The sequence below is a fragment of the Caulobacter sp. NIBR1757 genome, assembly GCF_027912495.1.
GTDB lineage: Bacteria > Pseudomonadota > Alphaproteobacteria > Caulobacterales > Caulobacteraceae > Caulobacter.
Map to the genome: position 1 here is coordinate 2,202,591 of NZ_CP115463.1, position 18,975 is coordinate 2,221,565.

Below are 18,975 nucleotides of genomic sequence, written 5' to 3' on the forward strand. Positions count from 1 at the left end.
GGTCAGACCAAGAGACAGGGGCCCCGGAGCGATCCGGGGCCCTTTTTCTATCTGGCGTTAGGCGTGAAGCCGTACTCCCAGTCATAGGGAACCCCGGTCTCGCCGAGCGCCGCCTTGACCAGATCGGGAAACGCCTTCTCGGCCCGCACGTCGTTGGACAGGATGACGACGCAGCGTTTGCGCTGCTCGACGCAGACCCAGGTATTGGCGGTCATGTCGTTATGGCCGCCCTTGAGGAAACCGCGGCCTTGCGGGCCATCGAACACCACCACGCCGAGGCCGGCGGCCAGATCCTTGCGGCGCTGGGCCGGCGGAAGTTCCGGCTGCAGGGTGAGGAACTGGCTGCGGGTGGTGATCGGCAGGCTGGCCTTGATCATCTCCGCCCGTGACGCCGGCGACAGGCCCTCGCCCTGCATGAGGGCCGAGGCAAACCGGGAGAAGTCGCTGATCGTCGTGTCCATCGACCCGGCCGCGCGCACGCGGCTGCGCTCGTCATGAACTTCCGCCTTGCCGTCCTCATGCCAACCGTCCGCGAGGTTGGCGGCGAAATCCGGCCGCCACATCATCGAGGTGTTCTTCATGCCGAAGCGGTCGAAGACCCGCCGCTGCATCTCCTTGCCGAGATCAAGGCCGAGTCCTTTCTCCAGCACGAACTGAAGGAGGATCATGCCATCGCCGCTGTAGGCGTATCGGCTGCCGGGATCGAAATGGATGACCAGCTTCTCGCCGGGATTGTCCCAATAGAAGTTGCTGAAGCCGGCGCTGTGGGTCAGCAGCATGCGCGGGGTGATCAATCGCCAGCGCTCGTCGGTCAGGGTCTCGTAGGGCGCGTAGTCGTCGGCGAAGCCCTTGTAGTCGGGCAGGGGCCTGGCCAGGTATTTCGAGATCGGGGCGTCGAGGTCGATGACGCCCTCATCGACCAGCTGCAGAACGGTGTAGGCGAACACCGCCTTGGTCAGGGAGGCGCCATACATCACCGTGTCGGGCGTCAGCGGTTCGCCCTTCGCGTTTCGCTCGCCGAAAGTCTTAACATAGACAACGTCGGTGTTCTCGATGACGGCGACGGCCAGGCCCCTGGCGCCGGTGTCGGCCATGGCCTGCCGGGCGCGGGCCTCGAAAGCCGTGAAATCGTAGACCGGGTTGGGGGGTGGTGTCGCCGAGGCGGCCAGCGGCGTGAGGCCGAAAAGCAGGACGAGACTGAAGGTCAACGTGCGCACGGGGTGAGTCCTCACCGTTCGGGATCGTGCTGAGGCTAGACAAGAACCGCGCAGCTGTCTTTGGTGACGGCATGACCCGCCGCCACGCCCTGCTCGCCGCCCTGTTCCTGGTTTCGGCCTGCGCCACCCGGGCTGTCTATTCCTCGCCGGACGCCGGGATGGTCGAATTGGAGCCGCTGCTGGGCGCCGAGGTGCGGGCCGACGCCCTGGTCATCCGCGTGACCTCGACCGGCTGCACCGCCAAGGACGACATCGTCTGGTTCGTCGAGCGGGCGGGCAATCGGGTCGCGGTCGCCTTCGGCCGCAAGAAGATCGACGCCTGCAAGGCCGCGCCACAGCCGATGGAGATCGCCTTCAGCTACGCCGAACTGGGCCTCAAGCCGGGCCAGTCGGTGGCCATCGTCAATCCGCTGGCGGCGCGCTGAACATCGTTTCCATCCACTCCGGCACGCGGACGGGGCGACGGGTGACCGCGTCGATCAGGCACCATTCGGAACGGCCCTGGGAGCACATCTCGCCGTCGGGGCCGTCGATCCGGTAGAAGCGGTCCATGCGCGGCCCGCGCCGATCACCGATCCAGGTCACCGCGTTGGCGGTCTCGCCCAGCTTCAGCTCGCGGCGGTAGTCGAGTTCGTGGCGCAGGGCGATCCAGGCCCATTTCGACTGTTCCCCGGCCGGCAGGCGGGCGCGCCAGTGGCCGGTGGCCAGATCCTGCATCCAGCCGAGATAGACGACGTTGTTGACGTGGCCGTTCTCGTCGATGTCCGCCGCGGTCGGCGTGAAATCGAGCCTGAAGGTCTGGCGGCCTTCAGGTGGGTTAAGGCTCCGGCTCACGCCCTTAGCTGTTTTGGGGAAGAACGCCCTGGCCCTGCAGGAAGGTCTTCAGTTCACCCGCCTGGTACATCTCGCGGATGATGTCGCAGCCGCCGACGAACTCGCCCTTCACATAGAGCTGGGGGATGGTCGGCCAGTCGCTGTAGGTCTTGATGCCCTGGCGCAGCTCTTCGGACTGCAGCACATCGACGCCGACAAAATCGACTTCCAGATGGTCGAGGATCTGCACGACCTGGGCCGAGAAGCCACAGCGCGGCTGGTCCGGCTCGCCCTTCATGAACACCACGACGGGGTTTTCAGCCACGGCGCCGGCGATGAAGGCCTGGACGCGATCGGCCACTGCGTCAGTGGTGGGGGCAGCGTCGGACATGGGTCAAATCCTCAAGGAAAACTTGCCCTTCAGCTAGGCGCCGCAGGGCTTCGGGTCAAGAACCCCCGGCATCAAGCAGTTCAATCAGCGCTTCGGTTCGCCGGAGAAGCGGGCCATCTCGATCTGCGCCGCCACGCCGGTCGGCAGGTCACGCTCGGGGACGGCGGCCAGCCGGGTAATGCGCTCGGGCGTATCGGCCTGGACCTGGACGCTGGTCACCGCCGGTTCGAAAAGGGCGAAAGCCAGGCAGATTTCCTCGCCGGTCCAGCCATGGGTCGATTCCAGGAAGGCGTAGGGGCTGCGGGCGCTGATCTTGGGCTTCTTCCTGAACCAGCCCTTGGGAATCAGGCCGGGCTTGTCGGCGCCGGTCAGTTCGGCCGGGCAGACCTCGCGGGCGATGACTGCGATGTTCTTTTCCGAGGCCACCTTCAGGCGATGCCGCTCCTTCCAGCCGGAGGTCAGGCTGTAGGGCGTGATCAGGCAGTCGACGCCGGGCCTGTCCAGCGCCAGGTCCATGGTTTCGTCCGAGCCCCAGACACCGACGTACCGAGCCTGCCGCCCGGGCTTCAGGGCGCGGGCGAACTCGATCTGACCCAGATCCTCGACGACGATGAGGTCGATGTAGTCGGTTCCCAACCGGCGCAGGATCATGCCGGTGGTGTGGTCGAGGTTGCCGATCGACGGGGCCTGCCAGGCCAGGAACAGCAGCCGGCGCTCGATGTTGGCGATCGCCTGCCCCAGACCATCCAGCAACGGGTCGCTGTGGCCGGCCAGTTCGAAGGCGTTGATGCCGACGCTCATCGCCGCCTCGATCAACTCGCGCCAGTCCCGCGCCGACTTGCGGATCGAATCATCGAGCAGCAGCGAGACCGTCGAAACGGCCATTCCGGAGGTGGCGCCGAAGGGGCGGTAGCGCATGTCTGGCCTTAAGGGGCTGCGGTTTCGAGGGCGAGGGCGTGCAGCACGGTGCCGAGCACATCCGCCAGGGCCTTGTTGACCAGCTGGTGCTGTCGCACCCGGGGCAGGCCGGCGAAGGCGGGGGAGACGATGCGGGCCTTGTAGTGGTCGCCATCGCCCGCCAGGTCGGTGATGGTGATTTCCGAGTCCGGGAAGGCCTCGGTTAGGCGGCGTTCCAGTTCTTCGACGGGCATGGGCACGGACGACTCTCCTCGTAGGCAGCCGAGCAATGGGGGATAATGCTTAATAGGCTTCGAAGGGGGATTCAGCATGCGGCATCGGATTGTGAGCTGGGCGTTCAAGGGACTGGCCGCCGCGGGGCTCGCCGCATCGCTGTCGGCCTGCAATATGGTGGTCACCAGCGAGCCGACCTTTCTGGCCGAGGACCAGGGGATGCCGACCCTTCGCGAGGGCCTTTGGGTCAATAAGGAGAAGGGCTGCAAGTTCGACATCAAGGCGCCGGCGACCAAATGGCCTGAGTGCGCCCACTGGATCGTCGTCAAGGGCTCGGCCATGACCGGGGTCAGCGACAAGGGAGAAGCCTTCAACCTGCCCTTCATCCTGGCGGCCGGCGATCCCCGCGTTCTGCAGATCCAGCTGGAGGACGAGAAGAAGGGCGAGGACGGCAAGGCGGCCACCCTCTACCTCTACATGGGCCTCAAGGCCCTGAAGACCGACAAGGAGGGCCGCATCACCGCCTACAGCGGCTGGATGGTGCAGTGCGGACCGCCGCCGCCGAAGGACGCGAAGAAGCCGGACGGAAATCCACGCTACGGCACGCTGGAGCCCTCGCCAGGCATGATCATGGACGACGAACTGTCGGGCTGCGCGCCCGAGAGCAAGGTGGCGCTGATCAAGGCGGCCGGCCTTTCGGAGGATTTTGAGGACGGCGGGACCGGCGGCGAAGACAGTCGCTGGGTGCGTGACGGGGACCAATAAGCCAGCTGGACAATCACGCGACTCTCACGCACTGTTCACGGGGACGTGAGGAGAGCGTGATGCGGACGTTATCGATTGCTTTGTTGCTTGCCGCTGTTGGCCTGACCGCCTGCAACGACGATGTGCTGACCACCAGGACCCCGGTGCTGTTTGCCGCCGACCGCGATGCGCTACCGCCTGCGCGGGATGGCGTCTGGGTCGGGGACGGCTGTTCGGCCGATGTTTCACTCGATCTTCCCGCCTGGGATTGCGACGAGGCCTTCATCGTTCGCCGCGGCCGCGCCGCCCATCCGGACGAGGCCGTCGAGAATGATCCGGGCCTAATGGAGGCCATGCGGGTCGGCGTCGCACCCGATTTCCAGGTCGCCCAGACCGGACCCAGCGATCCCGGCGCCGATGGCTTCTACAGCTATCACGGCGTCGACGGCGTTCGGCTCGACGAGAGCGGCCGGATGATCGCCCTGCGCCGCTGGCGGCTGAAGTGCGGCCCGCCGCCGCCGGAAGGATCGAAGACCGAGGGCGGCAAGCCGCGCTACCAGACCCTCGAACCCTATCCGGGCGTCGTGGTCGAGGAGGGCGGATGCGCCGCCAAGGGGCGCGCCGGCCTGATCGCCGCCGCCAGCGCCAGCCGCGCCGATCCCAAGGGCAATCACCACGGCGCTGGCGGCTTCCGCTGGGTGCGGGAAGAACGGCCCGGCGACTGGGTCGAGGCGCAGCCGGTGGAGTCCAATACCGGTTCGAAAGGTTAGTCGGTCATGCGTGCGAGTCATCTCCTGCTGCTTGTGTTTGGCGTGCTTGCACTCGGCGGGTGCGAAAACTTGGTGCAGACGGAGCAGCCGATCCTGACGTCTGCGGACGCGGCGCCCGAGTGGACCGTCAGGCCAGGCATCTGGACGCAAGGCGTGGCGCGGGATGCTGCCTGCCCCTTCGAGATCGCCAGATCCGTGCGGAACTGGCCCGAATGCGCCGACTTCATTTTCGTTGAGAAGCCGGCGCTTTCCAAAGCCTTTGCCGCCGAGGGGAACGACCAGGAATGGTTACTGGCTGAGGCCGATCCCGGTCTCTACGCCCTGCAGACCACGTCCAGCGAAACGGAGTCCAACATAGGTCTCTTCTTCGTCACCCGGGAAAAGCAGGACGCCACAGGGGCGGCCACCCGCGTCGGATTTGGCATGTTGTTCTGTGGCCCTGAGGCCCCTGAGGGAACGACGTGGCCGAACAGGGAGGGGCGGGTTCTGACTCTGGAGCCCTTCGAGGGCGCCATCCTTGATGGAAAGAATTGTCGGCCCGACGGCAAGGCGGGCCTGTTCGCCCTGGTGCGCGCGAACCGCGACGCCGGGGCGATGAGCACGCTTGTCTGGCGGCGCGACGTCCGCCGGGATGAGATCGGCCTCCTGCGTCGGCGCGCCGCCAAGGCCGCCGAAGCGGCCCGGCGAAGGGCTGCTCAATCCACCATCGCCGAGTAGATGATGTTCTTCAGCTGACCGCGGAAGTTGAAGGTCCCCGACGGCATCAGCTGGGTCATGAAGACAACGCTGAGCTCCTCGTGCGGATCGACCCAGAAGATGGTCGAGGCCGCGCCGCCCCAATAGAAGTCGCCCTCGCCGAGCGTGCCGGTGCTGACCACGTCCATGGTGCTGGCGAAGCCCAGGCCGAAGCCGACGCCGCTGTTGGCGGTTTCGGAGAAGCTGCCGAGGGCGATCTCGGTCAGGTCCTGGTCGCCGGGCAGGTGGTTGCGGGTCATCAGGTCCAGGGTGCGGGGGCCGATGATCCGCACCCCGTCCAGCTCGCCGCCCCGGCGCAGCATCTCGGCAAAGCGCATGTAGTCGGCGCAGGTGCCGGTCAGGCCGCCGCCGCCGGACAGGAAGCCGGCCGGCTTGAGGTAGGCGCTGGTCCCGGCGTCGTCCATCAGGCCGAGGGTCTTGTCGGCATTGCGCTGGTAGTTGGAGGCGAAGCGGTGGGCCTTCTCCGGCGCGACGTGGAAGGCGGTGTCGACCATGCCCAGCGGATCGAAGATGACGTCCTGCAGGTACTTGTCGAAGGGCACGCCGCTGATGCGTTCGACCAGGGCGCCGCAGACGTCGGTGGCGAGGCTGTACATCCACTTGGTGCCCGGCTGGAACAGAAGCGGGACCTGGGAAAGCTTGGTCATGAATTCGGAGAGGCTGTCGGTGGAGCCGAGGCTGCGCACCTTCAAGGCCCGATAGACCTTGTCGACCGGATGCTGGATGCCGACGCCGGGCAGGCCGCCGCCGTAGGTCAGGCCGCTCATGTGGGTCAGGACGTCGCGGATGCTGACCGGGCGGTCGAGCGGCGCGGTGACCATGTCGTCGCCTTCGCCGCTGACCCAGACGCGCTGGTTCTTCCACTCGGGGAAGAAGCGCTGCACCGGATCCTCGAGCTGGAACATGCCGCGCTCGAACAGGGTCATCAGGGCGACCGAGGTGATCGGCTTGGTCATCGAATAGATGCGGAAGATAGTGTCTTCCTGCATGGGTTTGTTGCGCTCGAGGTCCATGCTGCCGAACACGGCGTTGTAGGCGGGATGGCCGTGACGGGTGACGGCGATCTGGCAGCCGGCGATGCGGCCCTTGTCGATATACTGCTTCTGGAGATGCTCGCCGATGCGCTCCAGGCGGTCGGCGTCGAGGCCGGTCCAGTTCGATTGCGCGTCCATCCTGAAGTCTCCCGCATGTTCTGGTTTGTTGCCGGCATCATGGCCGAACAGCTGTTTGAACGCCAGTTTGAAACTTGGGTACGGCCTCAGCCCTGCGTGACCATGCCGCCCGGCAGCAGTTCGGCGCGGCCGGCCAAGGTCAGTTCGGTGAGGGCGGCCAGCACGGCGGCGACCGGCGCGCCGGTGGCCCGGACCAGTTCGTCGCGCGAGACGGGGGTTGGCGACAGCAGCTCGGCGAGGCGTTCGCGCAGAATCTCGATGTCGCGATCGCTGACGGCCGGGCCCTTCCAGGCGGGCGGCTCGCGTTCGCGCAGGGACATGTCGCGGATGGCGGTCAGGACGTCGTCGGCGGTCTCGCACATCTGGGCGCCCTGGCGGATCAGGTCGTTGGTGCCCTTGGCGCGGGGATCGAGGGGTGAGCCGGGGACGGCGAGGACTTCACGGCCCTGCTCGTTCGCCAGCCGGGCGGTGATCAGGGAGCCGGAGCGCAGTTCGGCCTCGACGATGACCACCGCCAGGGACAGGCCGGAGATGATGCGGTTGCGGCGGGGGAAGTCGCGGGCCTGGGCCCGGTAGCCGGGCGGGCTTTCGGAGACGATGGCGCCGCGCTCGGCGATCTGGCGATGCAGGTCGGCGTGTTCGGGCGGGTAGATGTCGTCGGGGCCGCCGCCGAGGACGGCAATGGTGCCGGTCGGCAGGGCGCCGAGGTGGGCCGCGCCGTCGATGCCGCGGGCCAGGCCCGAGACGATGGTGACGCCGGCCTCGCCGAGCTGGGCGGCCAGGCCGCGGGCGAACTTCTGGCCGCCGGCCGAGGCGACGCGGGCCCCGACGATGGCGGCGGTCGGGCGGCTGGCAATGGCGAGGTCGCCGAGCACCCAGATCAGCGGCGGCGGCGGGTCGAGGGCGGCCAGCAGATAAGGGAAGGCCGGCTCGCAGGAACAGAAGAGCCTGGCCCCGGCCCTTGTACCGGCGTCGAGTTCGCGGCGGGCGTCGTCGAGGCTGGGGATGCGCAAGGGACCGGAGCGGCCGGCCCGCTGGGCGAGATCCGGCAGGGCGTCCATGACGGCCCGCGCCGAGCCGTAGCGGCCGAGCAGGTTCTCGAAGGCGACCGGACCGACCTGTTCGGTGCGGGCCAGGCGCAGCCAGGCGAGGCGCTCCTCGTCGGTCATGCGGCGGGCGGCGCGTCCTTCTTGGCGCCGATCTTCGGCTCCGTGCCCTTGAGCAGGCGGCCGATGTTTTCGCGGTGACGGATGAAGACCAGCACGGCCATGAAGGCGGCCAGGACGACGACCGGGTAGGGCTGTTCGGTGGCCAGGGCGAAGAAGGGGGCCAGGGCGACGGCGGTCAGGCCGGCCAGGGACGACATGCGGAACAGGAAGGCGGTCAGCAGCCAGGCGGCGCCGGCCAGCAGGCCGACCGGCCAGGCGATGGCCAGCATGGTGCCGAAGAAGGTGGCCACGCCCTTGCCGCCTTTGAACTTCAGCCAGACCGGGAAGAGGTGGCCGGTGAAGGCGGCGCCGGCGGCGAGCGCCATGACCAGCGGGGTCCAGTGGGTGAGCAGGCCGGCCAGCAGCACGGCAAGCGCGCCCTTGCCGCTGTCGCCGATCAGGGCCAGCAGGGCCAAGTCCTTGCGGCCTGTGCGCAGGACATTGGTCGCGCCGATGTTGCCCGAGCCGACGGTGCGGATGTCGATGCCGGCGATACGGGCGCTGAGCAGCCCGAACGGGATCGAGCCGAGGAGATAGCCGCCCACGACGACCAGCCCGAGCGTCAGGTAAACGGCGCCAGCCAAGGATTCCATGTTTGTTCCTCCCTTGGGAACGATGCCGCGCCAACGGGCGGGGAGCAAGAGGTCAGTCAGCCGTCCGGTAGACCACGCGGCCGTCGACCAGGGTCATCAGCACCTGGCCCTGGAGCCTCCGACCGTCGAAGGCGGAATTCTTGGATTTGGAGCGCAGCTTGTCGGCATCGACGATCACCGGGGCGCCGAGATCGCAGAGGACGAGGTCGGCCGGGGCGCCGGAGGACAGGCGGCCGGTCTGCAGGCCGAGGAGCTGGGCGGGGGCCAGGGTGACGGCGCGGATCAGGTCGACCAGCGGGATCCGGTCGTCATGATGGAAGGCCAGCAGGGCCGGGAGCAGGGTTTCCAGCCCGACCGAACCGGGGGCGGCCTCGGCGTAGGGGAGGCGTTTGTCTTCGGCGGGAGCCGGGGCGTGAGCCGAGACGACGACGTCGATCAGGCCGTCGGCCAGGGCGTCGATCAGAGCCTGGCGGTCGTCCTCGCTGCGCAGGGGCGGGTCGAGCTTGGCGAAGGTGCGGTAGTCGCCGATGTCGAGTTCGTTGAAGCTGAGGTGGTTGATCGAGACCGAGGCGTGGACCTTTACCCCCCTGGCCTTGGCGCGTTTGAGCGCGTCGAGACTGGCGGCGCAGGTGATCTGGTCGACCAGCAGGCGGGCGCCGGTCAGTTCGGCCAGGGCCAGGTCGCGCTCGAGCATGATGGTCTCGGCGGCGGTCGGGGCGGCCGGGATGCCCAGGCGGGCGGCGAAGTCGCCCTCGGTGGCGCCGGCGTCGCCGGTCAGCCAGGGGTCGGCCGGGCGGTGGGCGACCAGCATGCCGAAGGCCTTGGCGTAGGCGAGAATTCGGCGGAAAACCCTTGAATCAACAATGGAATGGTCGGCATCGGTGATGAAGACGCAGCCGGCGTCCCGCATCAGGCCGATCTCGGCCAGGTGTTGGCCCTTCAGCCCCTTGGTGGCGGCGCCGGCCGGGTAGACGTTGACCAGCTCGATGTCGCGGGCCCGGCGCAGGATGAAGTCGACCATGGCCGGATCGTCGATGGCCGGGTCGGTGTCAGGCTGCACCACCATCGAGGTGACGCCGCCGGCGGCGGCAGCCTGGGCGGCGGACTTCAGGGTTTCCTTGGGCTCGGCCCCGGGCTCGCCGGTCTTGACGCGCAGGTCGATGAGGCCGGGCGCCAGCATGGCGCCGTTGCAGTCGATGACGCGAACATCGCCCGACAGGTCCTTGAATTCACGACCCTTTGCGACGTCGACGATGACGCCTTCGGAGACGATGAGGGAGCCCGGGCCATCGTAGCGGCTCTCGGGATCGACCAAGCGGGCGTTCTGGAAGGCGGTGGGTTGCGGGCGGGCCATCAGGCGTTATCCAGCCGGTGGGCGAGGCTGGCCAGCACCGCCATGCGGGCGGCGACGCCCATCTCGACCTGGTTCTGGATCAGGCTGACGGCCGGGTCGTCGGCGACGTCGCTGTCGATCTCGACGCCGCGGTTCATGGGGCCGGGGTGCATGACCTTGGCGCCGCTGGCGGCATAGGAAAGCCGTTCGCGATCAAGGCCGTAGAAGCGGAAGTACTCACGGGTCGAGGGCACCAGGGCGCCCTGCATCCGCTCCAGCTGCAGCCGCAGCATCATCACCACATCCACGCCCCTGAGACCCGACTTCATGTCGTGATGGATCTCCACACCCCAGTGCTCTGCCCCGGCGGGAATGAGGGTCGGCGGGCCAACCAGCCGGACCTCGGCGCCCAGGACGCTGAGCATGGCGACGTTGGACCGGGCCACGCGGCTGTGGGCGACGTCGCCGCAGATGGCGACCGTGAGGCCGGCCAGGGACCCGAAGGCGCGGCGCATGGCCAGGGCGTCGAGCAGGGCCTGGGTCGGGTGTTCATGCTGGCCGTCGCCGGCGTTGACGACGCTGCAGCCGACCTTCTGGGCCAGCAGGGCGGCGGCGCCGCTCGAGCCGTGGCGAACAATGAGGATGTCCGGCTGCATGGCGTTCAGGGTGACGGCGGTGTCGATGAGGGTCTCGCCCTTGGTCATCGACGAGGAGCGCGGGCTCATGTTGACCGTGTCGGCGCCGAGCCGCTTGGCGGCGATCTCGAAGCTGGACTGGGTGCGGGTCGAGGGCTCGAAGAAGAGGTTCATCACCGTGCGGCCCTTGAGAAGGTCGAGCTTCTTGGAGGCGCGGTGGTTGAAATCGACGAAGTGGTCGGCGAGGTCGAGGAGTTCGCTGACCTGAACGATGTTGAGATCGCCCGCCGACAGGAAGTGGCGGAACGGAAACGGGAAGGTCCTGCTTCGGAGGTCGTCGATTCCCGGGGCGTTGGCCGTCATGAGCGGGCCTCTTACGGCAGGTGGAAGAGGATGAGAAGGGCGGGAATGGTCAGCAGGCTGGCGACCGTGGTGAAGGCGACGATGCCGGCCATCAGCGGGGCGTCGCCGCCCATCTGGCGGGCGAGGACGTAGGAGGCGGCGGCGCCGGGGGCGGAGCCGGCCAGGAGGGCGATGCCCTGGGCCGTCTCGTCGCCGCCGGCCAGACGGGTCAGGCCCCACATCAGCACCGGCAGGACGAGGATCTTGATGGCGCTGACGCTGACGATCAGCAGCTGGCGGCGGCGGACATAGGCGAAGTTGAGACCGGCGCCGGCGACCAGCAGGCCCAGCGCGAAGGCGGCGTCGGAGAGCAGCTGGGCGGTGTTCATCACCACCGGGACTTTGGGGGTGTGCAGCACATTGAGCAGGGCCCCGACGCCGCAGCCCCAGAGGACGGGGTTCTGGGCCAGGCCCCTGAGCGCGGCCTTGAGCCCGCCGCCCTGGCCCTCCCCCCAGCGGCTCATCACCAGGACGCAGATGATGTTGATGGCCGGGATCAGGGCGCCCATGATCATCGCCCCCAGGCTGGCCCCGGACGGGCCGTAGACCACCGCCACCAGCGGCAGGAAGACGAAGGCGTTCCAGCGCAAGGAGCCCTGGAACACCGAGGTGTAGGAGGCGTCCGACAGCTTGAGCAGCGGCTTGGCCAGCAGGACGACGGTGGCGACGATGGCGATGCCGCCCATGGCGCCGATGGCCAGAGCGCCGGCCGACAGGGCCGAGAAGTCGGCCTTCCAGACGGCGGGGGCCAGGAAGCCGGGGTAGAAGACGAAATAGGTGATCCGCTCGATGGCGGGCCAATGCTCCTCGGGAATGAACTTGCTGGCGCGCAGGCCCCAGCCGAGCGCGATCATGGCGAAGACGGGCAGGACGCCGAGGAGGATTGCGCTCATGGGGCGGCTGTACAGGGATTCCGGCGGGGCGGTTATCGAAGCGGCTGACCATTATACCAGCTCTGCTGCGGGGGGAGGCGCGTCGGACCGGAAAAGGTTTTTTCTTTGAGTGACTTAAGGGTGGCGTTGAGGCTGTGAATGTTGGCGCCTACGTAGGCGTGGCGTTGACAGAGGCGCGGGGAATGTAGGTGTGAATGTGAGGCCGATGCCTACGTTGCGGGAAAAACGACGACACCGGGATTTGTCGAGCCGAATGGGGTCGAAAATGGATATGTCTAGACATATTCATCGGGGTTTTCGCGGCGGCCTGGAGCGCCGGGGAGGAATGATCGGGTGACCTTTCGGGCGCGGACCACCGAACGGCTGACACTGAGGGCGATCCGGCCAGACGACTGGCCGGCGTTCCATCGCTACATGTCCGATCCGGAGGTGACGGCCTGGCTGCCCGAGGGCCTGATGGACGAAGAGATGGCGCGGGCTTGGGTCGACAGGAGCGCCCGGGATGACGCGCCGGCGGTGGCCGTTCTGACCCGCGACCCGGAAGCCTTCATCGGCCACATGGTCTTCCATCCGTGGGCGGGGTCGCACACCTATGAAATCGGCTGGGTGTTCGGGCGGGCGCACCAGGGGTGGGGCTATGCCACCGAGGCGGCGGCGGCGCTGCTCGCCCATGCCTTCGAGACCCTCGGCTGCCATCGGGTGATCGCCACCTGCCAGCCGGAAAACACCGCCTCCTGGCGGGTGATGGAAAAGCTGCGGATGCGGCGCGAGGGCCTCCTGCTCCAGTGCATCCCGCGTGAGGGCGGGGAATGGTGGGACGAGTATCTCTACGCCATCCTTGCCGACGAGTACCGGGGGGCTGCATCTTCGCAGGGCCCCGCCAAATCCTGAGGAAAGAGAGCCCGCCATGACCGCCAACCGCCAGATCGTCCTCGCCGACCTGCCCAAGGGCAAGCTGGAGCCGACGCACTTCCGCCAGACGGAAGGGACGGTCGGCTCGCCGGGCGAGGGGGAGGTGCTGCTGAAGGTGCTGTATGTCAGCCTGGACGCGGCCAACCGGGCCTGGATGCAGGGGGCGACCTATCGCTCGGCGCTGCAGGCCGGCGATGTGATGGCCGGTGGGGCGCTGGCCGAGGTGGTCGAGTCGAAGGCCGACAGCCTCAAGCCCGGCGACCTGGTGTTCGCCGACACCGGCTGGCAGGAGTATGCGGTGCTGCCGGCCAAACACCTGGCCAAGCTGCCGCGCATCGAGCCGCTGACCAATCTCCTGAGCGTCTACGGCGTGGCCGGGCTGACGGCCTATTTCGGCCTGCTGGAATGCGGGCTGCCCAAGGCCGGGGAGACGGTGGTGGTGTCGGCGGCGGCGGGGTCGGTCGGGCTGTTCGTCGGGCAGATCGCCAGGATCAAGGGTTGCCGGGTGGTTGGCATCGCCGGCGGGGCGGCCAAGTGCCAGATGCTGAAGGACGAATTCGGGTTCGACGAGGCGGTCGACTACAAGGGCGGCAACCTGTTCAAGGACCTGAAGAAGGCGGCGCCGGGCGGCATCGACGTCTATTTCGACAACACCGGCGGGGAGATCCTCGAGGCCTGCCTGTTCCAGATGAACGTGCACGGGCGGATCGCCTGTTGCGGGGCGGTGTCGCAGTACGACAGCGCCGCGCCGTTCGGACCGCGCGGGGTGCCGGGCCTGATCGTCACCAAGCGGCTGGTCATGCGGGGGTTCATCGTCAGCGATTTCGCGGAGCGGAACGACCAGGCCATGGCGGACCTGCAGGGCTGGGTGAAGAGCGGGCAGCTGAAGGTGCAGGAGGACGTGCTGGAGGGGCTGGAGAGCCTGCCGGGGGCGCTGATCGGGCTGCTGGCGGGGGAGAATGTCGGCAAGCGGATGGTGAAGGTGGCGGGGTAGGAGCGACCCCAACGCTGTCATCCTCCGACCGCGAAGCGGATCGGGGGACCCAACTGTCCGCGTGAAGACAGCCTGGGAGTCAATCCAGAGCCGGCATGGGTCCCCCGGTTGCCGCTGCGCGGCCCCGGAGGATGACAGGGGTTATTGGGCGTTCCTCAGGCGCTCCAGGGCCCCTTGCAAGATCCAGGTGGCGGCGAGTTTGTCGACGACTTCGCCGCGTTTCTTGCGGTTCACATCGTGCTCGTCGATCAGCACCCGGGTCACCGCCGCCGTGGACAGGCGCTCGTCCCAGAAGGCGATGGGGAGGTCGCGCAGGCGGAGCAGGTTGCGGGCCAGGGCGCGGTTGGACTGGCAGCGGACGCCCTCCGTGCCGTCCATGTTGACCGGCAGGCCGATGACGATGCCGAGCGCGCCACGGCTCTCCATCAGTTTGAACAGGACGGCGGCGTCCTGGGTGAACTTCTCGCGGCGGATGACGTCGAGCGGGCTGGCGACGGTGCGGGTGATGTCTGAGACCGCGACGCCGATGGTCTTCTCGCCAGGGTCGAGGCCGACGATGGGGGCGTATTGCGGCAGGGCGGCCGGCAGGTCGAGGATGTCGAGAATGGCCATGGGCGGGCTGTAGGCGCGCGCGGCGGCCGGGTCAAACCGGCCCCCCGAACAGAGGGGGCGGGGCGGGGCGAAACGGGCAAGGGTAGGGCATGCGCCTCCTTCTCTCCGCCCTCGCCCTGCTGTTGATCGCCACGCCGGTCTCGGCCCAGGACTGGTCTGTCTCGATCCAGAGCAAGACCCTGACCACGATGATGGGCGCGCCGCCGCCGCGCGGGGCCGATCCGGTGGCTGACGCCCCGACCGAGACCTGGCTGTACGTGGACCAGGGGACGCTGTTCATCACCATCGCCTCGCCCAAGGCCATGACCGGCTGGCTGACCTATGAGATCGGGGCGTTCGAGCGCTGGCGGATCGTGCCGGAGGACGATGTCACCGGCGCCGAGCTGGACGTCGTCGAGAACGGCCGGGACCGGACGGTCACGCTGGACTTCAGCCGGGTGCAGGACAAGCGGACGCTGAAGATCAGGATCAAATAGATCGAAACGGTCACAATCTGGCGTCGAAGGCGACGAAACGCCGGGTTATCCTTGTCAAAGCGGCCCCGCGGCGGCTAACCACCGCCTTTCGCTTCGACTGGAGTTTGGCCAATGGCCGTTGACGCCGCCACGGTGCGCAAAGTCGCCCGTCTCGCCCGGATTGCTGTTCCCGAGGACGCCCTGGAGCCGATGGCCCAGGAGATCAACGGCATCATGCAGTGGATCGAGCAGCTGAACGAGGTCGATACCGACGGCGTCGAGCCGATGACCTCGGCGGTCGCGATGACCCTGCCGCTGCGCGAGGACGTGGTCACCGACGGGGCCTGTGTCGACAAGGTGGTGCTGAATGCGCCGAAGACGGCCGATGGCTTCTTCATCGTGCCGAAAGTGGTGGAATAGATGTCGACCCTGACCTCACTGACCCTGAAGGCCGCGCTGGAAGGCCTGAAGGGCAAACAGTTTTCGGCCGTCGAGCTGACCCGCGCCCATATCGAGGCGGTCGAGGCCGCGCGGCAGCTCAATGCCTATGTGCTGGAGACGCCGGACAAGGCGCTGGAGATGGCCGCCGCCTCGGATGCGAAGATCGCCGCCGGGACCGCAGGGCCGCTGGAAGGCGCGCCATTGGGCATCAAGGACCTGTTCTGCACCGAGGGCGTGCGGGCCACGGCCTGCTCGAAGATCCTCGGCGACTTCAAGCCGCCGTATGAGAGCACGGTGACGGCCAACCTGTTCGGCGACGGCGCGGTCATGCTGGGCAAGCTGAACATGGATGAGTTCGCCATGGGCTCGTCCAACGAAACCAGCGCCTTCGGGCCGGTTGTGAACCCGTGGAAGGTCAAGGGCGGCAACCAGGCGCTGACCCCCGGAGGGTCGTCGGGCGGTTCGGCGTCGGCGGTGGCGGCGGACCTGTGCCTGGGCGCCACGGCGACCGACACGGGCGGTTCGATCCGCCAGCCGGCGGCCTTTACCGGCACGGTCGGGATCAAGCCGACCTACGGGCGCTGCTCGCGCTGGGGCGTGGTGGCGTTCGCGTCCTCGCTCGACCAGGCCGGGCCGATCGCCAAGACGGTCGAGGATGCGGCCATCCTGCTGACCAGCATGGCCGGTCATGACGCCAGGGACAGCACCAGCCTGGACGTCGAAACCCCTGATTTCGCGAGCTTTGTCGGCAAGTCGGTAAAGGGCCTGCGGGTCGGGGTGCCGAGGGAATACCGGGTCGACGGCATGCCGGCCGAGATCGAGAAGCTGTGGGAAGACGGCATCGCATGGCTGCGCGAGGCCGGTTGCGAGATCGTCGAGATCTCCCTGCCGCACACCAAATACGCCCTGCCGGCCTATTACATCGTGGCCCCGGCCGAGGCGTCCTCGAACCTCGCCCGCTATGACGGCATGCGCTACGGCTTCCGGGCCGAGGGCAAGAACCTCACCGAAATCTACGAGAACACCCGGGCGCAAGGCTTTGGCGCGGAAGTGAAAAGGCGGCTGCTGATCGGCACCTATGTGCTGAGCGCCGGCTATTACGACGCCTACTACCTGAAGGCCCTGAGGGTGCGTCGCCGCATCGCCGAGGACTTCGACCGGGCCTGGGAACAGTGCGACGTGCTGCTGACCCCGACGGCGCCGTCGGCGGCCTTCGCGCTGGGTGAGCGGAATGCCGATCCGATCGCCATGTATCTGAATGACGTCTTCACGGTGACGACCAACCTGGCCGGCCTGCCGTCGATCAGCGTGCCGGCGGGGCTGGACGCGCAGGGGCTGCCGCTTGGGCTGCAGCTGATCGGGCGGGCGCTGGACGAGGGGACGGTGTTCTCCGTGGCTGGAGCGATTGAAAAGGCCGCCGGGTTCAAGGCCCGCGCGGAACGGTGGTGGTAATGGCTGAGAAGTCCGATCTCATCAAAGGTCGCACTGGCGACTGGGAAATCGTCATGGGGCTGGAGATCCACGCCCAGGTGGCGTCGAACTCCAAGCTGTTCAGCGGCGCGGCCGTGGGCTTCGGCGCCGGGCCGAACGAGCAGGTGTCGCTGGTCGACGCGGCCTTCCCGGGCATGCTGCCGGTGCTGAACAGGCACTGCGTCGAGCAGGCCGTGCGGACCGGTCTTGGCCTCAACGCCCAGATCAATCTGAAGAGCCGGTTCGACCGCAAGAACTACTTCTATCCCGATCTGCCTCAGGGCTATCAGATCAGCCAGTTCGAGCATCCGATCGTCGGCGAGGGCGAGGTTCTGGTCGAACGCGACGACGGCACGACCTTCACCGTCGGCATCGAGCGGCTGCACCTGGAGCAGGACGCCGGCAAGTCGATCCACGACCTCGACCCGAACGCCACCTTCATCGACCTGAACCGGTCGGGCACCGCGCTGATGGAGATCGTCTCGCGGCCGCATATCCGCACTTCGGCGGAAGCCGCGGCCTATGTGAAGAAGATCCGCGCCATCGTGGTGACCCTGGGCACCTGCGACGGGGACCTGGAGAAGGGCAACCTGCGGGCCGACGTCAATGTCTCGGTCTGCCGGGTCGGCGGCTATGACGCCTTCCGGGCCAGCGGCGATTTCAAGCATCTCGGCACCCGCTGCGAGATCAAGAACGTCAACTCGTATCGCTTCATCCAGCAGGCCATCGAGTACGAGGCCCGGCGCCAGATCGAGATCCTCGAGGACGGCGGCAAGATCGACCAGGAGACCCGCCTGTTCGATCCCGGCAAGGGCGAGACCCGCTCGATGCGGTCGAAGGAGGAGGCGATGGACTATCGCTACTTCCCTGATCCGGACCTGCTGCCGCTGGTCATCGAGCAGGCCTGGGTGGACGAGATCAAGGCCGGCCTGCCGGAGCTGCCCGACGCCAAGAAGGCGCGGCTGCAGAGCCAGTATGGGCTGTCGCCGTACGACGCCGGTGTGCTGACCAGCGACATGGCGCAGACCCGGTTCTTCGAGACGGCGGCGGTGGGGCGCAACGCCAAGCTGACCGCCAACTGGACGACCAACGAGCTGGCGGCGAAGCTGTCGGCCGAGGGGCTGGAGTTCGACGCCTCGCCGATCCCTCCGTCTGATATCGCGGCCCTGGTCGAGCTGATCGAGAAGGAAACCATCTCCTCGAAGATCGCCAAACAGGTGTTCGAGCACATGTGGGCGGGTGAGGGGGCTCCGGCCGCCATCGTCGAGAAACACGGGCTGGTGCAGGTGACCGACACCGGGGCCATCGAGGCCGTGGTGCAGAAGCTGATCGACGCCAACCCCGGCCAAGCGGCGGCGGTGAAGGACAAGCCGCAGGCGATCGGCTGGTTCGTCGGCCAGGTGATGAAGGAGATGGCCGGCAAGGCCAATCCGGCGGCCGTGAACGCCATCCTGAAGGCGAAGCTGGGGGTGGAGTAGGCCCACAAGTGGTTCCTTCTCCCGCTTGTCGGGAGAAGGAACGCTACTCCTCCGGCGTCAGCTTCGCGCCGTCCAGCGCCTGTTCGACTTTCGCCTTGCGCGCCGTTTCCAGCGAACGGTCCACGCCCGTGCGGCCGAATTTCGCGCGGTTCTCGACCGCCGACTGCTTGCCACTGGCCCGGGCCTTGGCCTTGCGGGCCTTGTTGAGGTTGATCAGGTCAGCCATGGCGAAAATCTAGCCTGAAACCCTCCGCGCCGACAGTCGTTGTTGTGGTCCCACAACCGTGCACGGGAGCACCCAAATGACCGACGCCTCCGCCATCCGCGAACATATGGAAGTCATCGGCTCGGACGACAAACACGTCGGCCGAGTGGACCATGTGGTCGGGACCGACATCGAACTGGCCAAGCTGGATCTCGCCGGCGGTTTCAAGCACCACATGATCCCCCTCAGCTGGGTGGATTATGTCGAGGACGACAAGGTCAAGCTCAGCCTGACCGCCGACGCCGCCAAGGCCGCCTGGCGCGAAAAGCACTAGGCTTCGCCGAGCGCAA

24 protein-coding genes are annotated in these 18,975 nt (G+C 67.6%); 11 read left to right on the forward strand and 13 right to left on the reverse strand.

Annotated elements, in window-relative coordinates:
* Positions 1–47 precede the first annotated feature (47 nt).
* A complete protein-coding gene (locus tag O5I81_RS10820; RefSeq protein ID WP_271068956.1) occupies positions 48–1,217 on the reverse strand; it encodes a serine hydrolase domain-containing protein in 1,170 nt (389 codons plus the stop codon).
* A gap of 71 nt (positions 1,218–1,288) precedes the next feature.
* On the opposite strand from O5I81_RS10820, the gene O5I81_RS10825 reads away from it, so the two are divergent.
* On the forward strand, positions 1,289–1,642 hold the full coding sequence (locus tag O5I81_RS10825) for a hypothetical protein (RefSeq protein ID WP_271068957.1): 354 nt from the start codon (positions 1,289–1,291) through the stop codon (positions 1,640–1,642).
* Here O5I81_RS10825 and O5I81_RS10830 read toward each other — a convergent pair.
* The 4 genes from O5I81_RS10830 to O5I81_RS10845 all read right to left on the reverse strand — a co-directional run bounded on the left by O5I81_RS10830 (position 1,620) and on the right by O5I81_RS10845 (position 3,572).
* On the reverse strand, positions 1,620–2,051 hold the full coding sequence (locus O5I81_RS10830; protein ID WP_271068958.1) for a thioesterase family protein: 432 nt from the start codon (positions 2,049–2,051) through the stop codon (positions 1,620–1,622). The two genes, O5I81_RS10825 and O5I81_RS10830, sit on opposite strands and share 23 nt — an antisense overlap.
* A 4-nt stretch (positions 2,052–2,055) precedes the next feature.
* Positions 2,056–2,421 carry a Grx4 family monothiol glutaredoxin gene (grxD, locus tag O5I81_RS10835; RefSeq protein ID WP_271068959.1) on the reverse strand — a complete coding sequence of 122 codons (366 nt, stop codon included), beginning with the start codon at positions 2,419–2,421 and terminating at the stop codon, positions 2,056–2,058.
* An 84-nt stretch (positions 2,422–2,505) separates the two neighbouring features.
* Entirely contained in the window at positions 2,506–3,339 is an 834-nt protein-coding gene (locus O5I81_RS10840) for an aldo/keto reductase (protein WP_271068960.1), read from the reverse strand.
* An 8-nt stretch (positions 3,340–3,347) separates the two neighbouring features.
* Positions 3,348–3,572: a BolA family transcriptional regulator gene (locus O5I81_RS10845; protein WP_271069019.1), complete on the reverse strand. Its 225-nt coding sequence runs from the start codon at positions 3,570–3,572 to the stop codon at positions 3,348–3,350.
* A 76-nt stretch (positions 3,573–3,648) separates the two neighbouring features.
* On the opposite strand from O5I81_RS10845, the gene O5I81_RS10850 reads away from it, so the two are divergent.
* The 3 genes from O5I81_RS10850 to O5I81_RS10860 all read left to right on the forward strand — a co-directional run bounded on the left by O5I81_RS10850 (position 3,649) and on the right by O5I81_RS10860 (position 5,783).
* Complete coding sequence (locus O5I81_RS10850; RefSeq protein ID WP_271068961.1) at positions 3,649–4,317, forward strand: hypothetical protein; 669 nt, start codon at positions 3,649–3,651, stop codon at positions 4,315–4,317.
* A gap of 83 nt (positions 4,318–4,400) precedes the next feature.
* Complete coding sequence (locus tag O5I81_RS10855; protein WP_271068962.1) at positions 4,401–5,066, forward strand: hypothetical protein; 666 nt, start codon at positions 4,401–4,403, stop codon at positions 5,064–5,066.
* A 6-nt stretch (positions 5,067–5,072) separates the two neighbouring features.
* On the forward strand, positions 5,073–5,783 hold the full coding sequence (locus tag O5I81_RS10860; protein ID WP_271068963.1) for a hypothetical protein: 711 nt from the start codon (positions 5,073–5,075) through the stop codon (positions 5,781–5,783).
* On the opposite strand, the gene O5I81_RS10865 is transcribed toward O5I81_RS10860, so the two are convergent.
* The 6 genes from O5I81_RS10865 to O5I81_RS10890 form a co-directional block, all read right to left on the reverse strand.
* Positions 5,762–6,994, reverse strand: coding sequence for a serine hydrolase domain-containing protein (locus tag O5I81_RS10865; RefSeq protein WP_271068964.1), 1,233 nt, complete (start codon positions 6,992–6,994; stop codon positions 5,762–5,764). The two genes, O5I81_RS10860 and O5I81_RS10865, sit on opposite strands and share 22 nt — an antisense overlap.
* A gap of 86 nt (positions 6,995–7,080) precedes the next feature.
* Positions 7,081–8,163, reverse strand: coding sequence for a DNA-processing protein DprA (gene dprA / locus O5I81_RS10870; protein ID WP_271068965.1), 1,083 nt, complete (start codon positions 8,161–8,163; stop codon positions 7,081–7,083).
* Positions 8,160–8,795 (reverse strand): glycerol-3-phosphate 1-O-acyltransferase PlsY, encoded by a 636-nt coding sequence (gene plsY / locus O5I81_RS10875; protein WP_271068966.1) that lies wholly within the window; start codon positions 8,793–8,795, stop codon positions 8,160–8,162. The genes dprA and plsY overlap by 4 nt, the downstream gene beginning before the upstream one ends.
* 52 nt (positions 8,796–8,847) lie before the next feature.
* On the reverse strand, positions 8,848–10,149 hold the full coding sequence (gene pyrC / locus O5I81_RS10880; RefSeq protein WP_271068967.1) for a dihydroorotase: 1,302 nt from the start codon (positions 10,147–10,149) through the stop codon (positions 8,848–8,850).
* Positions 10,149–11,126: an aspartate carbamoyltransferase catalytic subunit gene (locus O5I81_RS10885; RefSeq protein ID WP_271068968.1), complete on the reverse strand. Its 978-nt coding sequence runs from the start codon at positions 11,124–11,126 to the stop codon at positions 10,149–10,151. Before O5I81_RS10885 ends, pyrC begins: the two co-directional genes overlap by 1 nt.
* 11 nt (positions 11,127–11,137) lie before the next feature.
* Positions 11,138–12,058, reverse strand: a complete 921-nt coding sequence (locus O5I81_RS10890; RefSeq protein ID WP_271068969.1) for an AEC family transporter — start codon at positions 12,056–12,058, stop codon at positions 11,138–11,140.
* Between the two features lie 333 nt (positions 12,059–12,391).
* Between O5I81_RS10890 and O5I81_RS10895 the strand changes: the two genes are divergently transcribed.
* Positions 12,392–12,949, forward strand: coding sequence for a GNAT family protein (locus O5I81_RS10895; protein ID WP_271068970.1), 558 nt, complete (start codon positions 12,392–12,394; stop codon positions 12,947–12,949).
* Positions 12,950–12,965: 16 nt separating this feature from the next.
* Entirely contained in the window at positions 12,966–13,964 is a 999-nt protein-coding gene (locus O5I81_RS10900) for an NADP-dependent oxidoreductase (RefSeq protein WP_271068971.1), read from the forward strand.
* A gap of 141 nt (positions 13,965–14,105) precedes the next feature.
* Here O5I81_RS10900 and ruvX read toward each other — a convergent pair whose 3' ends face one another.
* Positions 14,106–14,576: a Holliday junction resolvase RuvX gene (gene ruvX / locus O5I81_RS10905; RefSeq protein ID WP_271068972.1), complete on the reverse strand. Its 471-nt coding sequence runs from the start codon at positions 14,574–14,576 to the stop codon at positions 14,106–14,108.
* 89 nt (positions 14,577–14,665) lie between these two features.
* Between ruvX and O5I81_RS10910 the strand changes: the two genes are divergently transcribed.
* From O5I81_RS10910 to gatB, 4 genes are all read left to right on the forward strand, one after another.
* Positions 14,666–15,052, forward strand: coding sequence for a hypothetical protein (locus O5I81_RS10910; RefSeq protein WP_271068973.1), 387 nt, complete (start codon positions 14,666–14,668; stop codon positions 15,050–15,052).
* 111 nt (positions 15,053–15,163) lie between these two features.
* Positions 15,164–15,451: an Asp-tRNA(Asn)/Glu-tRNA(Gln) amidotransferase subunit GatC gene (gene gatC, locus O5I81_RS10915; protein WP_271068974.1), complete on the forward strand. Its 288-nt coding sequence runs from the start codon at positions 15,164–15,166 to the stop codon at positions 15,449–15,451.
* Entirely contained in the window at positions 15,452–16,924 is a 1,473-nt protein-coding gene (gatA, locus tag O5I81_RS10920; protein WP_271068975.1) for an Asp-tRNA(Asn)/Glu-tRNA(Gln) amidotransferase subunit GatA, read from the forward strand. It begins immediately after the preceding gene.
* Positions 16,924–18,420, forward strand: a complete 1,497-nt coding sequence (gatB, locus tag O5I81_RS10925; RefSeq protein ID WP_271068976.1) for an Asp-tRNA(Asn)/Glu-tRNA(Gln) amidotransferase subunit GatB — start codon at positions 16,924–16,926, stop codon at positions 18,418–18,420. The genes gatA and gatB overlap by 1 nt, the downstream gene beginning before the upstream one ends.
* 43 nt (positions 18,421–18,463) lie before the next feature.
* Here the strand turns inward: gatB and O5I81_RS10930 are convergent, their stop codons facing one another.
* The gene (locus O5I81_RS10930; protein ID WP_271068977.1) at positions 18,464–18,646 is read right to left on the reverse strand and encodes a DUF4169 family protein; all 183 of its coding nucleotides are present in this window, start codon (positions 18,644–18,646) and stop codon (positions 18,464–18,466) included.
* Positions 18,647–18,722: 76 nt separating this feature from the next.
* Between O5I81_RS10930 and O5I81_RS10935 the strand changes: the two genes are divergently transcribed.
* On the forward strand, positions 18,723–18,959 hold the full coding sequence (locus O5I81_RS10935) for a DUF2171 domain-containing protein (RefSeq protein WP_271068978.1): 237 nt from the start codon (positions 18,723–18,725) through the stop codon (positions 18,957–18,959).
* The last annotated feature ends 16 nt before the right edge of the window (positions 18,960–18,975 follow it).

Bases quoted from the DNA above. Each gene is read 5' to 3' on its own strand.
- O5I81_RS10910 (WP_271068973.1), top strand. From the start codon at position 14,666: ATGCGCCTCCTTCTCTCCGCCCTCGCCCTGCTGTTGATCGCCACGCCG.
- O5I81_RS10825 (WP_271068957.1), top strand. From the start codon at position 1,289: ATGACCCGCCGCCACGCCCTGCTCGCCGCCCTGTTCCTGGTTTCGGCC.
- O5I81_RS10850 (WP_271068961.1), top strand. From the start codon at position 3,649: ATGCGGCATCGGATTGTGAGCTGGGCGTTCAAGGGACTGGCCGCCGCG.
- dprA (WP_271068965.1), bottom strand. From the start codon at position 8,163: ATGACCGACGAGGAGCGCCTCGCCTGGCTGCGCCTGGCCCGCACCGAA.
- ruvX (WP_271068972.1), bottom strand. From the start codon at position 14,576: ATGGCCATTCTCGACATCCTCGACCTGCCGGCCGCCCTGCCGCAATAC.
- O5I81_RS10930 (WP_271068977.1), bottom strand. From the start codon at position 18,646: ATGGCTGACCTGATCAACCTCAACAAGGCCCGCAAGGCCAAGGCCCGG.
- O5I81_RS10900 (WP_271068971.1), top strand. From the start codon at position 12,966: ATGACCGCCAACCGCCAGATCGTCCTCGCCGACCTGCCCAAGGGCAAG.
- gatC (WP_271068974.1), top strand. From the start codon at position 15,164: ATGGCCGTTGACGCCGCCACGGTGCGCAAAGTCGCCCGTCTCGCCCGG.
- O5I81_RS10890 (WP_271068969.1), bottom strand. From the start codon at position 12,058: ATGAGCGCAATCCTCCTCGGCGTCCTGCCCGTCTTCGCCATGATCGCG.
- O5I81_RS10885 (WP_271068968.1), bottom strand. From the start codon at position 11,126: ATGACGGCCAACGCCCCGGGAATCGACGACCTCCGAAGCAGGACCTTC.
- gatB (WP_271068976.1), top strand. From the start codon at position 16,924: ATGGCTGAGAAGTCCGATCTCATCAAAGGTCGCACTGGCGACTGGGAA.
- pyrC (WP_271068967.1), bottom strand. From the start codon at position 10,149: ATGGCCCGCCCGCAACCCACCGCCTTCCAGAACGCCCGCTTGGTCGAT.
- O5I81_RS10840 (WP_271068960.1), bottom strand. From the start codon at position 3,339: ATGCGCTACCGCCCCTTCGGCGCCACCTCCGGAATGGCCGTTTCGACG.
- gatA (WP_271068975.1), top strand. From the start codon at position 15,452: ATGTCGACCCTGACCTCACTGACCCTGAAGGCCGCGCTGGAAGGCCTG.
- O5I81_RS10865 (WP_271068964.1), bottom strand. From the start codon at position 6,994: ATGGACGCGCAATCGAACTGGACCGGCCTCGACGCCGACCGCCTGGAG.
- O5I81_RS10845 (WP_271069019.1), bottom strand. From the start codon at position 3,572: ATGCCCGTCGAAGAACTGGAACGCCGCCTAACCGAGGCCTTCCCGGAC.
- O5I81_RS10860 (WP_271068963.1), top strand. From the start codon at position 5,073: ATGCGTGCGAGTCATCTCCTGCTGCTTGTGTTTGGCGTGCTTGCACTC.
- plsY (WP_271068966.1), bottom strand. From the start codon at position 8,795: ATGGAATCCTTGGCTGGCGCCGTTTACCTGACGCTCGGGCTGGTCGTC.
- O5I81_RS10935 (WP_271068978.1), top strand. From the start codon at position 18,723: ATGACCGACGCCTCCGCCATCCGCGAACATATGGAAGTCATCGGCTCG.
- grxD (WP_271068959.1), bottom strand. From the start codon at position 2,421: ATGTCCGACGCTGCCCCCACCACTGACGCAGTGGCCGATCGCGTCCAG.